The following is a 16,281-nucleotide window of genomic DNA, read 5'->3' on the forward strand; positions in this document are numbered from 1 at the left end:
TATGGAAACACATGTGCAAACCGTCGACGTGCTGGTGATCGGCGGCGGCACCGCCGGCCCGATGGCGGCGGCCAAGGCCAAGGAAGCCGACCCTTCCCTGCGCGTCCTGCTGCTCGAGAAGGCCAACGTCAAGCGCAGCGGCGCGATCTCGATGGGCATGGATGGCCTGAACAACGCGGTGGTGCCGGGCTTCGCCACGCCCGAGCAGTACGTGCGCGAGATCACCATCGCCAACGACGGCATCGTCAACCAGAAGACCGTGATGGCCTACGCCCGCAACAGCTACGCCATGATCGAGGAACTGGACAGCTGGGGCGTCAAGTTCGAGAAGGACGAAACCGGCGACTACGCGATGCGCAAGGTGCACCACATGGGCACCTACGTGCTGCCCATGCCGGAGGGCCACGACATCAAGAAGGTGCTGTACCGGCGCCTGAAGCGGGCGCGGGTCGAGATCACCAACCGCCTGGTCGCCACCCGCCTGCTGCTGGACGCCGACGGCGCGGTGGCCGGGGCCATGGCCTTCGACTGCCGCACTGCCGACTTCCACGTGATCCGCGCCAAGGCGGTGGTGCTGGCCACCGGCGCCGCCGGCCGCCTCGGCCTGCCCGCCTCGGGCTACCTGTTCGGCACCTACGAGAACGCCACCAACGCCGGCGACGGCTACAGCATGGCCTACCACGCAGGCGCCGAACTCTCGGGCATCGAGTGCTTCCAGATCAACCCGCTCATCAAGGACTACAACGGCCCCGCCTGCGCCTACGTCACCGGCCCCTTCGGCGGCCACACCACCAACGGCAAGGGCGAGCGCTTCATCGAGTGCGACTACTGGAGCGGCCAGATGATGCAGGAGTTCTACAACGAGCTTCAGGGCGGCAACGGCCCGGTCTTCCTCAAGATGAACCACCTGGCCGAGGAAACCATCCAGACCATCGAGACCATCCTGCACACCAACGAGCGGCCCAGCCGCGGGCGCTTCCACGCCGGCCGCGGCACCGACTACCGCCAGCAGATGGTGGAGATGCACATCTCCGAGATCGGCCTGTGCAGCGGTCATTCGGCCTCCGGCGTCTGGGTGGACGAAGAGGCGCGCACCACCGTGCCCGGCCTGCACGCGGCCGGCGACCTGGCCTGCGTGCCGCACAACTACATGCTCGGCGCCTTCGTCTACGGCCGCCTGGCCGGCGAGAGCGCGGCGCGCTGGTGCGCCGGGCGCGCCCTGCCCGAGCTGGACCAGGAACAGGTCGAGCGCGAACGCGCCCGGGTCTGGGCGCCCCTCGCGCGCCAGGACGGCCTGCCGCCCAACCAGGTGGAATACAAGCTGCGCCGCATGGTCAACGACTACCTGCAGCCGCCCAAGGTCACGCGCAAGATGGAAATCGGGCTGCAGCGCTTCGAGGCGATCCGCCAGGACCTCGAACACCTGCAGGCGCGCGACCCGCACGAGCTGATGCGGGCGATGGAAGTGCACGCGATCCGCGACTGCGCCGAGATGGCCGCGCGCGCCTCGCTGTTCCGCACCGAAAGCCGCTGGGGCCTGTACCACAACCGGGTCGACTACCCGGAGCGCAACGACGCCGAGTGGTTCGTGCACGTCCAGCTCAAGAAGGAAGACGGCCGCATGACTTGCTTCAAGCGCCCGGTCGACCCCTACATCGTGCCGCTCATCGAGGCCGAGAAGCACGCCTACCACCGGCTGCGGGTGCAGGCCGGGACGCCGTCGGCCACCACCCCGCAACCGATCGCCGCCTGAGGACCGCCATGCCGACCACCATCCAGATAACCAGCGTTCCCGTCACCGTCGACGAGGACAAGTGCATCGCCCACAAGGGCTGCACGGTCTGCGTCGACGTCTGCCCGCTCGACGTCCTGGCCATCGACCTGAGCAAGGGCAAGGCCTACATGAAGTTCGACGAATGCTGGTACTGCATGCCCTGCGAGAAGGATTGCCCGACCGGGGCCGTGCACGTCGACATCCCTTACCTGCTGCGCTGACCAACCTGAAAGACCACAAGGAGAACCCACGTGAAGCTTCGCCACACCCTCATCGGCCTGTCCCTGCTGCTGGCCCTCGGCCAGGCCGGGGCCGCCGACACCATCCGCGTCGCCATCGGCACCCAGGACACCACCATCAACTGCGCCACCGGGGGCCTCCTGATCCGCGAGCTCGGCCTGCTCGAAAAATACCTGCCGCGCGAGGGCAGGTACAAGGACGTCAAGTACGACATCCAGTGGAAGAACTTCACCTCGGGCGCGCCGCTCACCAACGAAATGGTGGCCGGCAAGCTGGACATCGGCTCGATGGCCGACTTCCCCGGCTCCTTCAACGGCGCGGCCCACGCCAAGGCCGGCAAGAAGAGCATCTTCATCACCGTGCTGTCGGGCAGCACCCTGGGCTCGGGCAACGGCATCGTGGTGCCCAAGGCATCGAACGTGCAGTCGCTGGCTGAGCTCAAGGGCAAGACCATTTCGGTGCCCTTCGCCTCCACCGCCCACGGCATGCTGCTGCGCGCGGTGAAGGCTCAGGGCTGGGACCCGGAACGCGACGTCAACATCACTACCCAGGCGCCGGAAGTCGCCGGCTCCGCCCTGCAGAGCAACAAGATCGAGGCCCACGCCGACTTCGTGCCCTTCGCCGAGCTGTTCCCGCACCGCGGCTACGCGCGCAAGATCTTCGACGGCTCGCAGGCCAAGGCGCCGACCCTGCATGGCAGCCTGGTCGACGCCGAGTACGCCAGGAAGTACCCGGAAGTCGTCACCGCCTTCCTGCGCGCGGCCCTGGAGGCCGACCGCCTGATCGCGGCCGAGCCGGAAAAATACAGCGAGCTGATCGCCAAGGTGACCGGCATCGAGGCCGAGGTGAACTACCTGTTCCACGGCCCCCTCGGCCTGCAGACGCGCGACTTCAGCTGGAAGCCGGAATACCGCCAGGCGGTCAAGACCTCGATCGAGACCCTGCGCCTGCTCAAGCGCACCGACAACGACCTCGACGTAAACAGCTTCATCGACGACAGCTATATCCGCGCCGCCTACAAGCAGGCCGGCCTGGACTACGAGCGCCAGCTGAAGAACTACGACAAGCTGCCGCTCAAGGCCAGGGACGCGGCCAGCGGCAAGCCGATCACGGACCTCAAGCGCCTGACCCAGCTCTGGGTCCAGGGCGAGCCGCTGGTGCGCCACTACGCCAGCGCGGACGCCGCCTTCGCCGAGCTGCGCAAGCTGGAGGCCGCCGGCAAGAAGCTGCGCACCATGTACGCCCACGACCAGGACAGCGGTCTCAAGCTGCTGGCGGGCGACGCCTGGTTCGTGGTCAAGGGCAAGGAGATCAGCGCCTTCCTGCTGAAAGCCGACGCCGAGGCCCACGCCCGCAAGGTCCAGGGCAAGGTCGTCGACTACGACACCCTCAAGGGCGGCCAGTCCGCCTGATCCCGCACCGGAGCCGTCATGGAAGCGATCACCTCCTCCCCGTTCGACCCCGCCGCGCTGCGCCGGCTCGGACGCATCCTGCTGCGCATGCTGTCGGTCGCGGCCTGCGTGCTGGCCTGGCAATGGGCCTCCTCGCGGCGCCTCGACCTGGGCCTGGTCAGCTTCCAGAACGTGCCTTCGCCGCGCGAGGTGCTCGAGGCGGCCGCCGGCCTGCTCGAATCGCCCAAGCTGGAGCAGCACCTGAAGGCCAGCGTCTACCGCGTGTTCGCCGGCTTCGCCGGCGCCACCGTGGCCGGCGTCGCCCTCGGCCTGGTCATCGGCCGCTCGCGCCTGCTGGAAGACCTGCTGCTGCCGCCGCTCGAGGTGCTGCGCCCGATTCCGGCGGTCGCCTGGATCCCGCTCGCGATCCTGATGTTCCCCTCGTCCGAGATGTCGATGGTCTACATCACCTTCATCGGCGCCCTGTTCCCGATCCTGCTCAACACCATCCACGGCGTCGAAGGGGTCGATCCGCGCCTGATCGCCTCCTCGCGCAGCCTGGGCGCGGGGCGCTGGACCATCTTCACCGAAGTGATCCTGCCGGCCGCCGCGCCCAGCATCGTCACCGGCCTGTCGATCGGCATGGGCACGGCCTGGTTCTGCCTGGTGACGGCCGAGATGATCTCGGGCCAGTTCGGAATCGGCTACTACACCTGGGCCTCGTACACCGTCCAGAACTATCCGGAAATCGTGGTCGGCATGCTGTTCATCGGCGTGATCGGCATGGGCAGCAGCGTGCTGGTCAAGAAGATCGGCAACCTGTTCCTGCCCTGGTATCTCATGCAAAGGAAGAAGCGATGAACCAGACCTCCACACTGGAACGCCGCCGCCTGGCCGGGCAAACCCTGGGCGGGATCGAGATCGACGGCCTCTCGATCCGCCTGGGCGAGGGCCGCCAGGCCTTCGACGCCGTGCAGGACGTGTCGCTGTCGATCGCTCCCAGCGAATTCGTGTGCGTGCTCGGCCCCTCGGGCTGCGGCAAGTCGACCCTGCTGGGGGCCCTGGCCGGGCACTGGCAGGCCAGCCGCGGCGCGATCCGGGTCGACGGCGAGGCGGTGGCCGGGCCCCACCCGGACCGCGGCCTGGTGTTCCAGCAGCACACCCTGTTCCCCTGGAAGCGGGTGCTCGACAACGTCGCCTTCGGCCTCAAGATGCAGGGCGTGGGACGGCGCGAACGCCAGGCGCGGGCGCGCGAACTGCTGCAACTGGTCGGCCTGGAAGGCTTCGAGGACCGCTATCCGATCCAGCTCTCGGGCGGCATGCAGCAGCGCGTGGAAATCGCGCGCGTGCTGATCAACCAGCCGCGCGTGATGCTGATGGACGAACCCTTCGGCGCGCTCGACGCCCAAACCCGGCTCAAGATGCAGGAGCTGCTGCTGGAAGTCTGGGCGCGGGTGCGGACCACGGTGGTCTTCATCACCCACGACATCGACGAGGCCCTGTTCCTGGCCGACCGCATCCTGGTCATGAGCCCGCGTCCGGGCCGCATCATCGACGAGATCCGACTCGACTTCGCGCGTCCGCGCGACCCCAGCCTCATGACCTCGCCCCACTTCACCCAACTCAAGCGCCACTGCCTGTCGCTGCTGCACCCGCAGGCGAGCATCGTGCCGCTGGCCAGGCTCAGCCCCCTCGGCCCGCAGACGGCGGCCCATCCCGACGCATAAGGATTATTTCGTGACCATCGACCTGCAAGACGACCCGGACATCGCCGCCATCCTCCCGCGCCTGCGCGACCTCGACGCCACCGTGCGCCGCATCGCGGTGCTCGACCTGGCCGACCTCGACGGCGACGCCCATGTGCCCCTGCTGCTGGCGGCCCTGGACGACGCCGCGCCCCTGGTGCGGGCCGAAGCGGCGCGCGCGCTGGAGGCTTTCGAGGCGCCCGCCACCGTGCAGGCGCTGGCGCGCCGCCTGTCCGACCCGGACGAGGCGGTGCGCGCAGCGGCCGCCCAGAGCCTGTCCGAACTCAAGCAGCCGGCCTCGGCGGCCGCCCTGGTGGACTACATCGGCAGCAGCGACAGCTTCGTGCGCGCCGCCGCCCTGCGCGGCGTGCGCGAGCTGAGGGTGGCGGCCAGCTTCGCGCCGGCGCTCGGCGCGCTGGACGACCTGGACGCCAGCGTGCGGCGCGAGGCGGTGGCGGTGCTCGGCTACCTGAAGCAGCCCGAGGCCCTGCCCGCCCTGACCCGCATCGCCGCCCACGACCCGGCCGCCGAGGTGCGGCGCGCGGCGGCCGGGGCGCTCGGTTACGCGGACACGCCGGCGGTGCTGCCGGCGCTGCTGGCGGCCCTGGACGACCAGGCCTGGCAGGTGCGCGAGGAGGCGGCCACCACGCTCGGCAAGCTGCGCCTGACCGAGGCCACCGGCGCCCTGATCGCCGCGCTCGAGGACCCCTACTGGCAGGTCAGGCTGCGCGCGGCGCGCAGCCTGGGACGCCTGCGCAGCAGGGAGGCGCTGGCCGGCCTGCTGGCCACCCTGACGCATACGATCAGCAACCTGCGCAAGGAAGCGGCGCTGGCGCTGGGCGAGATCGGCTCCCCCGCCGCGCTGGACGCCCTGCATGCCAGCGCCGACGATCCCGACCCCGAGGTGCGCAAGTCGGTCAGGCTGGCGATCCGGCAGATCGGGGAAACGGCATGAGCGTGGCGCCTTCGAGGATAGAGAACCACGCCGCCAGCGGCGTGCTGGCGCTCGACTGGGTGGACGGCAGTTCGGTGCGCTGGACCCATGCCGGGCTGCGCGCGGCCTGCCCGTGCGCGGAGTGCCGGGCGCGGCGGCGCGCCGGGCTTGCCGTCACGGCGGACGCCCAGCTGCGCATCGTCGCCATCGAGCAGGTCGGCGCCTATGCGCTGAACCTGGTCTTCGCGGACGGGCACCGGCGCGGGATCTATCCCTACACCCTGCTGGCCCAGGCGGATCAAGCCGGCGTCGCCGACATGCTGGGCTGAACCGCGGCCTGGCCCAGGTGGCCGCTCAGCCAGCGCGCCACCTGCGCCGCCTTCTCCTCGATCTCCGGCCCGAAACCCTGGGTGGCCAGCAAGGCGATGCCGTTCGGATTTCTCAGAACGCCTTCCTTCAGCGCCGGCCGGCCCTGCTCGCTGCCGATGGTGAAGGCGTCCAGGTGCTCGCGCAACAGCGAGGCCAGCACCAGGTTGTGCGAGGACACCAGCACCAGCTCGCGCCCGGCCAGCTGCTCCAGCACGGCGGCGGCCGCCGACACCGACTCCAGGTGGTTGGTGCCCCGGAACACCTCGTCGATCAGGCAGATCCCGGGCGCATCGCGGCTGGCCTCGAGCAGCTCGCGCGCGCGCCGCAGCTCGGCCATGTAGAGGCTCTCGCCCCCCAACAGCGAGTCCTCGTTCTGCATGCTGGCCCGTACCGGCAGGGCCGGCAGGCAGGCCCGCGCCGCGTAGCAGAAACCGAAGGCGCGCGCCGCCACCAGGTTGAGGCCGACCATGCGCAGGAAGGTGCTCTTGCCCGACGCGTTCTGGCCCGACACGAAGGCGCCGCGGCCCTCGAGCTGCACGGACAGGGCGGCCGGCTGGTGCATCAGCGGATGCACGCCCTCTTCCAGCACCATCTTGCGCGGCCCGCCGCGGCCGGCCCAGCACCAGCGCGGGCTGGCCAGCAGGTGCCGCGCCAGGGCCAGGTCGGCTTCCAGTTCGGCGCAGGCCAGGTAGCAAGCGCGCAGCAGGGCGCGCTCGGCGTCCACCATGCGCGCGGTCTTGAAGTAGTGGCCGAGGTTGGCCGCCCCGAACCAGTCGGCGTACTGGCGGCCGCCCGGGATCCTGCGCAGCAGGAGCGAGCGTCCCAGGCGCAGGTGGAGGCGACGCGCCGGCGCCGCCAGTCCGGCGAAGGCCTCGCGCAAGGGTCCGTCCTTCCCGCCCAATGCGGTGGCGGACGCCAGCAGGGCATTGATCGCCTTGAGCGACCCGCTCCAGGCCTCGATCCGCCGGTGGTAATGGATCTGCAGGGCCATCAAGGGCGCGAGCACGGCCAGCGGCGCGATCCAGCCCAGCGGCTGCGTGATCGTGGCGGCCAGCGCCAGCAGCAGCGCGAGGGGCAGCACCCATAGCCAGCGCGCCCACATGGGCACGCGGACCGGGGTAGGCTCGAACAGCAGCCCGGCCACCTCGGCGTCCGCATGGCGCAGCACGCGCAGGTCCTGGCGCAGCGCCTCCAGCGCGGCCAGGTCGTCCATGAGCGCCTGCAGCCGCTCGCGCTGGACGGCGCAGCCGGCGTCCTCCATCCCCGCGCGCAGGCGCCGGTGCAGCGCCTGGCGCCCGAAGATGCTCACGCCCTCGGCCAGGCGCGCCTCGTAGTCGCCGAGCAGCAGGTCTTTCCAGGTCTGGTCGTCGATCCCGCTGCTTTCCGGCGCGCCGGTCCGGTACAGGCGTCCGACCTCGTCCGGGGTGAAGAAGCAGGCGGGCGGCTCTTGAACGCCGGCGCCGGCCAGGCGGCGCCACAGGTCCTGCAGATGGTCGAACAGCGACAAAGAAGCATCCTTCCCAAACGGGTCCGGCCGCGCCGGGTGCGCGACCGAGATGCGGACGATGCCACGGACTTGCAAGATTGAACACCCCGCCGCAGCGCAATTACCCTCCATGGGTGGGGCGCGCTGTCCGTCCGCTGTCCGGGGCCGTCTTTACGGACACAGCGGACAGCGGACGCGAGCGCAGCGTTTCCAATCGAATCAATGACTTAACTGATTGGCACGGTTCGTGCAACAGACCGGCCATACCTTGCAACCCGATGTCATCATGATCCGAGACACCTCCCACCAAGACGCCGTCATCGCCCCGCTGCCGGCGCAGAAGTTCAAGCGCCGCGCCCTGATCGGCGGCGCGGCCGCCGCCGTCGTCGTCCTCAGCGCCCTGCTGCTGTCCGCCTGGAACAGCAGCGAACACTCGGTGTCCGAGTCGCGCCTGCGCATCGCGGAAGTCGGCCGCGGCACCCTGGTGCGCGACGCCTCGGTCAACGGCCGCGTGGTCGCCGCCGTCAGCCCCACCCTGTACGCCACCGCGCCCGCCACCGTCAACCTGAAGGTCGCCGCCGGCGACACCGTCAGGAAGGGCGACGTGCTGGCCGTGCTGGAGTCGCCCGACCTGACCGATGAACTCAAGCGCGAGACCTCGAGCTACGAGCAGCTCAAGGCCGAGGTGGCGCGCCAGCAGATCCTGTCGCGCAAGCAGAAGCTGCTGGCCCAGCGCGAAGCCGACACCGCCGAGATCGAACGCCTGTCGGCCCAGCGCACCCTGGAACGCTACGAGAGCGTGGCCCAGGTCGGCGTCATCGCCAAGATCGACTACCAGAAGGCCAAGGACGCGCTCAACTCGGCCGAGATCCGCGCCCGCCACGCCGCCCAGGCCGCGAACCTCGAGGGCGACGACGTCCAGCTCGCCCTTAGAACGAAGCAGAACGAGCTGGAACGCCAGCGCCTCTCGCTCGCCAACGCCCAGCGCCGGGTCGACGAACTCACGGTGCGCGCCCCGGTGGACGGCTTCATCGGCACCCTCAATGTCCAGAACCGGATGGTGGTGGCCGCCAACGCCCCGCTCATGACCCTGGTCGACCTGTCCAAGCTCGAGGTCGAGCTGGAAGTGCCGGAAACCTATGTCAACGACCTCGGCCTGGGCATGAACGCCGAGATCACCCTGCCCAGCGGGAAGGCCACCGGCAAGCTCTCGGCCCTGTCGCCGGAAGTGGTCAAGAACCAGGTGCTGGCGCGGGTGCGCTTCGACGGCGAGCAGCCCAGGGGCCTGCGCCAGAGCCAGCGCGTGAGCGCGCGCCTCCTGATCGAGGAAAAGGCGAACGTGGTGATGCTGCCGCGCGGCCCCTTCGTCGAGAGCGAGGGCGGGCGCCACGCCTACGTGGTGCAGGACGGCGTGGCCGTGCGCACCCCGATCCAGCTGGGAGCGACCAGCATCTCGTCGGTGGAGATCATCTCGGGCCTGAAACCCGGAGACAAGGTCGTCATCGCCGGCACCGACAGCTTCAACAACGCCGCACGCGTATCGATCAACCGCTAAGAACCGTCCGAACAAGGAGAACCCCATGCTGCGCATGACCAACCTGAGCAAGGTGTACCGCACCCACATGATCGAGACCCACGCGCTGCGCGGTTTCGAGATCGAAGTCAAGCAGGGCGAATTCGTCACCGTGACCGGTCCCTCGGGCTCGGGCAAGACCAGCTTCCTGAACATCGCCGGCCTGCTGGAGGAATTCACCTCGGGCGAGTACATCCTCGACGGCGTGAACGTGAAGGGCCTGGACGACACCGCCCGCTCGCGCCTGCGCAACGAGAAGCTCGGGTTCATCTTCCAGGGCTTCAACCTGATTCCGGACCTGAACCTGTTCGACAACGTCGACGTGCCGCTGCGCTACCGCGGCTTCAACGCCAAGGAGCGCAAGGAGCGAATCGAGGACGCGCTGTCCAAGGTCGGCCTGGCCTCGCGCATGAAGCACTTCCCGGCCGAGCTGTCTGGCGGCCAGCAGCAGCGCGTGGCGATCGCGCGCGCCCTGGCCGGTTCGCCCAAGCTGCTGCTGGCCGACGAGCCGACCGGCAACCTGGACACCCAGATGGCGCGCGGCGTGATGGAGTTGCTGGAAGAGATCAACGCGGCCGGCACCACCATCCTGATGGTGACCCACGACCCGGAACTGGCGGTGCGCACCCACCGCAACGTCCACATCATCGACGGCCAGGTCTCGGACCTGGTGCGCCGCGGCCCGACCCTGGTCGACAAGGCCACCGCCTGAGGAAGCGCCATGTTCTCCTATTACTTCAAGCTCGGCGTGCGCAGCCTGCGCCGCAACCCGGCCCTGACCGCGCTGATGGTGCTGACCCTGGCGGTCGGCGTGGCGGCCAGCGTCTCGACCCTGACCATCCTGCACGTGCTGTCCGGCGACCCGATCCCGGAAAAGAGCGAGCGCCTGTTCGTGCCGCACATCGACAACGGCCCGGTCGAAGGCTGGGCGCCGAGCGACGGCCCCAACGACGACCAGATGAGCTACATGGATGCGGTCAACCTGCTCAAGAGCGGCCAGGGCGAGCGCCGCACGGTGATGTACGGCATGCACATCCCGGTCGAGCCGCCGCGCACCGACATCCCGGCCTTCAACGCCTACGGCATCGCGCCCACGCGCGACTTCTTCGCCATGTTCAATGTCCCCTTCCTGCACGGCCAGGCCTGGACCGAGAGCGACGACCAGCGCGGCGGCAACGTGGTGGTGCTGGGACGCGCCACCGCCGAGAAGCTGTTCGGCGAGGCCAGCCCGGTCGGGCGCGAGCTGCGCATGCGCGGCCAGCCCTTCACCGTGGTCGGCGTGATCGACAACTGGGCGCCGCTGCCGCGCTACTACAAGCTGATCGGCGGCAGCCGCATCACCAGCGAGGAATTCTTCATTCCCTTCGCCACCGCGATCCGGCTCGAGGTCGGCCACAGCGGCAGCATGAACTGCAGCGCGCGCCGCGACCCGGGCTGGGCCAACCTGCTGGCCTCGGAGTGCACCTGGCTCCAGTTCTGGTTCGAGACCCGCAGCGCCTCCGACCGCGCCGACCTCCAGAACTGGCTGGACAACTACGCCGCCGACCAGCGCAAGCTGGGCCGCCTGAAGCGCAACGCGCCCAACAAGCTGTACGACGTGATGGAGTGGATGGAACAGCTCAAGGTGGTCGGCAACGACAGCAAGCTGTCGGCCTGGCTGGCCTTCGGCTTCCTGATCCTGTGCCTGGTGAACACCATCGGCCTGCTGCTGGCCAAGTTCTCGACCCGCGCGTCCGAGATCGGCGTGCGGCGCGCGCTGGGCGCCTCGCGCAGCGACATCTTCCGCCAGTACCTGATCGAGACCGGCGTGGTCGGCCTGGTCGGCGGCGTGCTGGGCCTGGCGCTGGCCTTCGGCGCCCTGGCCCTGATCGGCATGCAGAGCAAGAGCATGGCCATGATCGCCCGCATGGACTGGCAGATGCTGATCCTGACCTTCCTGATGTCGGTGAGCGCCGCCATCGTCGCCGGCCTGCTGCCGACCTGGCGCGCCTGCCAGGTCACCCCGGCGATCCAGCTCAAGTCGCAATAACGTCCGGAGACCCACCATGGAAATCAAGCCTATCCTTTCCGCCCTGCTGCGCAACAAGACCGGGCCGATCCTGGTCGCGCTCCAGGTGGCCCTGAGCCTGGGCATCCTGGCCAACGCCCTGCACATCGTGAACGAGCGCCGCGAAGTGGCGGCGCGCCCCTCCGGCATGGCCGACGAGAGCAGCGTGTTCTACTTCCAGGTGCGCAACCTGAACAACGACACGCCCGAGCAGCAGCTGGCCGCCATGAAGCGCGAGGTGGAGGTGCTGCGCGCCGTGCCGGGCGTGGTCGCGGTGGCCAACGTCAGCCAGATGCCGCTCTCGCGCAGCGGCAGCAACAGCAGCGTGGCCCTGGACCGGCGCCAGGAGCGCGAGACCACGCTGGCCTCGCAGTACGTGACCGCCGACTCCCTGATCAAGGCCTATGGCCTGAAGCTGGTCGAGGGCCGCGACTTCCTGCCCCAGGAGATCAACGACATCAACGAGAACGAGCAGGCCGAGTTCCCCAAGGCCCTGATCATCTCCAAGCCGCTGGCGGACAAGCTCTGGCCCGGCCAGCCGGCGGTCGGCAAGACCATGTTCTTCGGCACCGGCGAGGGCGCCTTCGAGACCCAGGTGGTGGGCGTGGTCGAACGCCTGCAGTCGGCCCACGCCGAGGTGGGCGAGCGCGGCGAGTTCTCGTCCATCACCCCGGCTCGCCTGTACGGCAACCCGGGCAGCCTGTACGCCGTGCGCGCCGAACCCGGCCAGCGCGACCGCGTGATGAAGGAAGCCGAGGAAGCCCTGCGCAAGTCCTCGGCCACCCCGATGATCCTGACTGCCAAGACCACCGAGGAAGACCGCGCCAACCGTTACCGCGCCGACGTGGCCCTGTCCTGGATGCTGATCACGGTCAGCGTGCTGCTGCTCCTGATCACCTGCTCGGGCATCGTCGGCATGGCCAGCCTGTGGGTGACCCAGCGCCGCAAGCAGATCGGCGTGCGCCGCGCCCTGGGGGCCCGCAAGATCGACATCCTGCGCTACTTCATCACCGAGAACGTGATGATCACCAGCGCCGGGGTGTTCGGCGGGATCCTGTTCGGCATCGGCCTGAACCACCTGCTGGTCGCCAAGCTCGAGATGGCGCGCCTGCCGATCGCCTATCTCGGCGGCGGCGCCGTGGCGTTCTGGTCGCTCGGCATCCTGGCGGCCTACGGCCCGGCGTGGCGCGCGGCCAGCATCTCGCCGGCCCTGGCCACCCGCAGTGCCTGACTGTACCTGACGCAGTACCTGAGCCACTGAGCCGGTGCTATGCTAGCGGCCATGCCCACTGTACTCATCATTGACGACAACGCCGCCGTCGCGATCGCGCTGGAAGTGCTGTTCTCGCTGCACGACATCGCCTCGCTGCGCGCGGCCTCGCCCGAGGAAGGGCTGGCCATCCTGGCGCGCGAGCCGGTGGACCTGGTGATCCAGGACATGAACTTCACGGCCGACACCACCTCGGGCGAGGAAGGCGTGGCCCTGTTCCGCCAGATCCGCCAGCGCCATCCCGACCTGCCGGTGATCCTGCTGACCGCCTGGACCCACCTGGACGCGGCGGTCGACCTGGTCAAGGCCGGCGCCGCCGACTACCTGTCCAAGCCCTGGAACGACGAGCGCCTGCTGGCCACCGTCACCAACCTGATCGAGCTGGGCCAGGCCAACCGCGCGCTCGCCACCCGCCTGCAGCGCGAGCGGCGCGCCAAACGCGAGCTGGAGCAGAATTTCGACCTGCGCGGCCTGGTGTGGCAGGACCCGGCGACCGAACGCGTGCTGCACCTGGCCTGCCAGGTGGCGCGCGCCGACGTGCCGGTGCTGATCACCGGCCCGAACGGCACCGGCAAGGAGCGCATCGCCGAGATCATCAAGGCCAACTCCCAGGTGGCGGACGGGCCCTTCGTGGTGCTCAACTGCGGCGCCCTGCCCTCCGAGCTGATCGAGGCCGAGCTGTTCGGCGCCGAGGCCGGCGCCTACACCGGCGCGTCCAAGGCGCGCGAAGGCAAGTTCGAGGCGGCCGACGGCGGCACCCTCTTCCTCGACGAGATCGGCAACCTGCCGCTGGCCGGGCAGATGAAGCTGCTGCGGGTGCTGGAGACCGGCCGCTTCGAGCGCCTCGGCTCAAACCGCGAGCGCCAGGTGAAGGTGCGGGTGATCAGCGCCACCAACGCCGACCTGGGCGCCATGATCCGCGCCGGGACCTTCCGCGAAGACCTGTTCTACCGCCTGAACGTGATCGAGCTGCGCCTGCCGCCGCTGGCGGCGCGACCGGGCGACATCCTGCCCCTGGCGCTGAGTTTCCTCCCCCAGGGCAAGCGCCTGCACCCGAGCGCCGAGGCGGCCCTGCTGGCCCATGCCTGGCCGGGCAATGTGCGCGAACTGAAGAACGTGATGGCGCGCGCCAGCCTGCTCGCGCGCGCTGAGCTGATCATGCCGCCCGACCTCGGCCTGCCGGCGCCGGCCGTTACCGGGACCGTTACCGGGACCGTTACCGGGACCGTCACCGGGACCGTCTCCGGCACCGACGCCGAGCCCGACCGCGACGCCATCGCCGCCGCGCTGGCGCGCGCCGGCGGCGTGGTGGCCCAGGCCGCCGCCGAGCTGGGCCTGTCGCGCCAGGCCCTGTACCGGCGCATGGAGCGGCTCGGCATCGCCAGGTCGGCATGAGCCGGGAGGCGCGCAAGCCGGGCTCGCGCTTCCGCCTGTCGCTGGTCACGCGCTGGTCGGCCCTGGTCGGCACCCTGCTGGCGCTGGGCATCCTGATCGCCATCGGCCTCGACCAGCTGTTCCCGGACAGCCCGCTGCTGGTGTTCTCGGTCTGCCTGCTGGCCGTGGTGCCGATCGCGATCATCACCATTCGCTCCCAGATCCAGCCCATCCTGTCCCTGTTCCGCGCCCTGGAGGGCACGGTGGCCAGCTACCGCGACGGCGACTTTTCCTTCAGCCTGCACTGGCCGCAGAACGACGAGCTGGCCGACCTGATCGCCGCCCACAACGCGCTCGGCGAAGTGCTGCGCGAGCAGCGCCTGGGCCTGGTGCAGCGCGAGCTGCTGCTCGACACCATGGTCCAGAACACGCCGGTGGCGATGCTGCTGGTGCTCGACGCCGGCGCCGGCAATGGCCCCATCGTCTACGCCAACCTGGCGGCGCGCCAGTTGCTGTCCGAAGGGCGCAAGCTCGAAGGCCACCAGCTGAGCGAGGTGCTGGACGGCGCCGCCCCCGCCCTGAAGGAAGCGCTGGCGCGCGGCGGCGACGGCCTGTTCACGGCCGGCGAGGCCGAGGACGAGGAGGTCTACCACCTGGCGCGCAGCGCCTTTTCCCTCAACGGGCGCAAGCACGAACTGCTGCTGCTGCGCCACCTGACCACCGAGCTGCGGCGCCAGGAAGTCCAGACCTGGAAGAAGGTCATCCGCGTGATCAGCCATGAGCTGAACAATTCGCTGGCCCCGCTGGCTTCGCTCGCGCATTCGGGGGCGGAGCTGGTGCGGCGCGGCCAGACCGAGCGCCTGCCGCAAATCCTGGAGACCATCGGCGAACGCACCCGCCACCTGGAATCCTTCATCCTCGGCTATGCGCGCTTCGCCAAGCTGCCGGCGCCGCGCCTGGAAGCCTGCGCCTGGCCGGCCCTGGTGGCGCGCCTGCAGGACCAGGTGGATTTCCGCCTGGGCGCGGAGCTGCCGCCGGAGGCGGCCTGGATCGACGCCGCCCAGATGGAGCAGGCGCTGCTGAACCTGCTCAAGAACGCCCACGAGTCGGGCTCGCCGCCGGACGGGGTGGAGCTGCAGGTGCGCCGCGTGCAGGACGCGATCCGCATCGACGTGATGGACCGCGGCAGCGGCATGAGCGAGGCGGTGCTGACCAACGCCCTGGTGCCCTTCTATTCCACCAAGCGCAGCGGCACCGGCCTGGGGCTGGCCCTGGCGCGCGAGATCGCCGAGGCCCACGGCGGCAGGATTTCGCTGGCCAACCGCGAAGGCGGCGGATTGACGGTAACATTGATCCTCCCGGCCCTGCCAGGGCCGCAGATCCCCTGACCCGTGGAGCAAAGCATGCCGACCATCATCGGAAAAGCGACATCGATCAACGTGCGCAAGGTCTTGTGGACCTGCGCCGCCCTCGGCCTGCCGGTCGAGCGCGAGGAGTGGCAGGAGCAGTACGCCACCCTGAATCCGAACCGCATGGTGCCGGTGCTGGTGGAGGACGAGTTCGTGTTGTGGGAATCGAACACGATCTGCCGCTATCTCGCCAACCGTTACGGCAAGGGCGCCCTGCTGCCCTTCGAGGCGCGGGAGCGCGCCGCGGTCGAGCAGTGGATGGACTGGCAGGCGACCGAACTCAACACGGCCTGGCGCTACGCCTTCATGGCGCTGGTGCGCGCCAGCCCCGCCCACCAGGATCCCGCGCAGGTGGCGGCCAGCGTGGCGGCCTGGAACCGCCACATCGGCATCCTGGATGCCCAGCTGGCCCAGCAGGCCCAGACCGACGCCTGGGTGGCGGGGGCGGAATTCTCGCTGGCCGACATCGTGCTGGGCCTGTCGGTGAACCGCTGGAAGATGACGCCCATGGACCGGCCCACGTATCCGCACGTGGACGCCTGGTACGAGCGGCTGGCGACCCAGCCGGGCTTCAAGGAGCATTGCGCCAACGGCACGCCCTGAACGGCGGACGGCTGGACGGCTGGACGGCTGGACGGCTGGACGGCTGGACGGCTGGACGGCAGCATG

15 protein-coding genes are annotated in these 16,281 nt (G+C 69.7%); 14 read left to right on the forward strand and 1 reads right to left on the reverse strand.

Annotation, left to right across the window (positions count from 1 at the left end):
- Window position 1: 1 nt before the first annotated feature.
- Genes B0920_RS21840 through B0920_RS21870 form a run of 7 tightly spaced genes read left to right on the forward strand, consistent with a single transcriptional unit; the run spans window position 2 to window position 6,413 of the window.
- Window positions 2–1,753 carry a fumarate reductase/succinate dehydrogenase flavoprotein subunit gene (locus tag B0920_RS21840; RefSeq protein ID WP_078034789.1) on the forward strand — a complete coding sequence of 584 codons (1,752 nt, stop codon included), beginning with the start codon at window positions 2–4 and terminating at the stop codon, window positions 1,751–1,753.
- Between the two features lie 8 nt (window positions 1,754–1,761).
- Window positions 1,762–1,995: a ferredoxin family protein gene (locus B0920_RS21845; RefSeq protein ID WP_078034790.1), complete on the forward strand. Its 234-nt coding sequence runs from the start codon at window positions 1,762–1,764 to the stop codon at window positions 1,993–1,995.
- A gap of 30 nt (window positions 1,996–2,025) precedes the next feature.
- Window positions 2,026–3,426 (forward strand): ABC transporter substrate-binding protein, encoded by a 1,401-nt coding sequence (locus B0920_RS21850; protein WP_078034791.1) that lies wholly within the window; start codon window positions 2,026–2,028, stop codon window positions 3,424–3,426.
- An 18-nt stretch (window positions 3,427–3,444) separates the two neighbouring features.
- Complete coding sequence (locus B0920_RS21855) at window positions 3,445–4,266, forward strand: ABC transporter permease (protein ID WP_078034792.1); 822 nt, start codon at window positions 3,445–3,447, stop codon at window positions 4,264–4,266.
- Window positions 4,263–5,132: an ABC transporter ATP-binding protein gene (locus B0920_RS21860; RefSeq protein WP_078034793.1), complete on the forward strand. Its 870-nt coding sequence runs from the start codon at window positions 4,263–4,265 to the stop codon at window positions 5,130–5,132. Before B0920_RS21855 ends, B0920_RS21860 begins: the two co-directional genes overlap by 4 nt.
- Window positions 5,133–5,142: 10 nt before the next feature.
- A complete protein-coding gene (locus B0920_RS21865; RefSeq protein ID WP_078034794.1) occupies window positions 5,143–6,105 on the forward strand; it encodes a HEAT repeat domain-containing protein in 963 nt (320 codons plus the stop codon).
- Entirely contained in the window at window positions 6,102–6,413 is a 312-nt protein-coding gene (locus B0920_RS21870) for a gamma-butyrobetaine hydroxylase-like domain-containing protein (protein ID WP_078034795.1), read from the forward strand. Before B0920_RS21865 ends, B0920_RS21870 begins: the two co-directional genes overlap by 4 nt.
- On the opposite strand, the gene B0920_RS21875 is transcribed toward B0920_RS21870, so the two are convergent.
- Window positions 6,383–7,960 carry a hypothetical protein gene (locus tag B0920_RS21875; RefSeq protein WP_229455877.1) on the reverse strand — a complete coding sequence of 526 codons (1,578 nt, stop codon included), beginning with the start codon at window positions 7,958–7,960 and terminating at the stop codon, window positions 6,383–6,385. The two genes, B0920_RS21870 and B0920_RS21875, sit on opposite strands and share 31 nt — an antisense overlap.
- Before the next feature lie 265 nt (window positions 7,961–8,225).
- Between B0920_RS21875 and B0920_RS21880 the strand changes: the two genes are divergently transcribed.
- From B0920_RS21880 to B0920_RS21910, 7 genes are read left to right on the forward strand one after another with little or no spacing between them, the layout of a single operon-like run.
- Window positions 8,226–9,494 (forward strand): efflux RND transporter periplasmic adaptor subunit, encoded by a 1,269-nt coding sequence (locus B0920_RS21880; RefSeq protein ID WP_078034796.1) that lies wholly within the window; start codon window positions 8,226–8,228, stop codon window positions 9,492–9,494.
- Window positions 9,495–9,519: 25 nt separating this feature from the next.
- Complete coding sequence (locus B0920_RS21885; protein WP_078034797.1) at window positions 9,520–10,224, forward strand: ABC transporter ATP-binding protein; 705 nt, start codon at window positions 9,520–9,522, stop codon at window positions 10,222–10,224.
- A gap of 9 nt (window positions 10,225–10,233) precedes the next feature.
- Window positions 10,234–11,541, forward strand: coding sequence for an ABC transporter permease (locus B0920_RS21890; RefSeq protein WP_078034798.1), 1,308 nt, complete (start codon window positions 10,234–10,236; stop codon window positions 11,539–11,541).
- A gap of 16 nt (window positions 11,542–11,557) precedes the next feature.
- A complete protein-coding gene (locus B0920_RS21895; protein ID WP_078034799.1) occupies window positions 11,558–12,790 on the forward strand; it encodes an ABC transporter permease in 1,233 nt (410 codons plus the stop codon).
- Between the two features lie 51 nt (window positions 12,791–12,841).
- Window positions 12,842–14,224, forward strand: coding sequence for a sigma-54 dependent transcriptional regulator (locus tag B0920_RS21900; RefSeq protein ID WP_078034800.1), 1,383 nt, complete (start codon window positions 12,842–12,844; stop codon window positions 14,222–14,224).
- Window positions 14,221–15,591, forward strand: coding sequence for a PAS domain-containing sensor histidine kinase (locus tag B0920_RS21905; protein WP_078034801.1), 1,371 nt, complete (start codon window positions 14,221–14,223; stop codon window positions 15,589–15,591). The genes B0920_RS21900 and B0920_RS21905 overlap by 4 nt, the downstream gene beginning before the upstream one ends.
- Window positions 15,592–15,606: 15 nt before the next feature.
- Complete coding sequence (locus B0920_RS21910; protein WP_078034802.1) at window positions 15,607–16,215, forward strand: glutathione S-transferase N-terminal domain-containing protein; 609 nt, start codon at window positions 15,607–15,609, stop codon at window positions 16,213–16,215.
- The last annotated feature ends 66 nt before the right edge of the window (window positions 16,216–16,281 follow it).

It is taken from the genome of Massilia sp. KIM, from assembly GCF_002007115.1.
Lineage (GTDB): Bacteria > Pseudomonadota > Gammaproteobacteria > Burkholderiales > Burkholderiaceae_D > Telluria.

Excerpts from the sequence above, each read along its gene's own strand:
- B0920_RS21905 (WP_078034801.1), top strand. The coding sequence starts at position 14,221 with ATGAGCCGGGAGGCGCGCAAGCCGGGCTCGCGCTTCCGCCTGTCGCTG.
- B0920_RS21910 (WP_078034802.1), top strand. The coding sequence starts at position 15,607 with ATGCCGACCATCATCGGAAAAGCGACATCGATCAACGTGCGCAAGGTC.
- B0920_RS21895 (WP_078034799.1), top strand. The coding sequence starts at position 11,558 with ATGGAAATCAAGCCTATCCTTTCCGCCCTGCTGCGCAACAAGACCGGG.
- B0920_RS21845 (WP_078034790.1), top strand. The coding sequence starts at position 1,762 with ATGCCGACCACCATCCAGATAACCAGCGTTCCCGTCACCGTCGACGAG.
- B0920_RS21890 (WP_078034798.1), top strand. The coding sequence starts at position 10,234 with ATGTTCTCCTATTACTTCAAGCTCGGCGTGCGCAGCCTGCGCCGCAAC.
- B0920_RS21880 (WP_078034796.1), top strand. The coding sequence starts at position 8,226 with ATGATCCGAGACACCTCCCACCAAGACGCCGTCATCGCCCCGCTGCCG.
- B0920_RS21900 (WP_078034800.1), top strand. The coding sequence starts at position 12,842 with ATGCCCACTGTACTCATCATTGACGACAACGCCGCCGTCGCGATCGCG.
- B0920_RS21855 (WP_078034792.1), top strand. The coding sequence starts at position 3,445 with ATGGAAGCGATCACCTCCTCCCCGTTCGACCCCGCCGCGCTGCGCCGG.
- B0920_RS21840 (WP_078034789.1), top strand. The coding sequence starts at position 2 with ATGGAAACACATGTGCAAACCGTCGACGTGCTGGTGATCGGCGGCGGC.
- B0920_RS21870 (WP_078034795.1), top strand. The coding sequence starts at position 6,102 with ATGAGCGTGGCGCCTTCGAGGATAGAGAACCACGCCGCCAGCGGCGTG.
- B0920_RS21885 (WP_078034797.1), top strand. The coding sequence starts at position 9,520 with ATGCTGCGCATGACCAACCTGAGCAAGGTGTACCGCACCCACATGATC.
- B0920_RS21860 (WP_078034793.1), top strand. The coding sequence starts at position 4,263 with ATGAACCAGACCTCCACACTGGAACGCCGCCGCCTGGCCGGGCAAACC.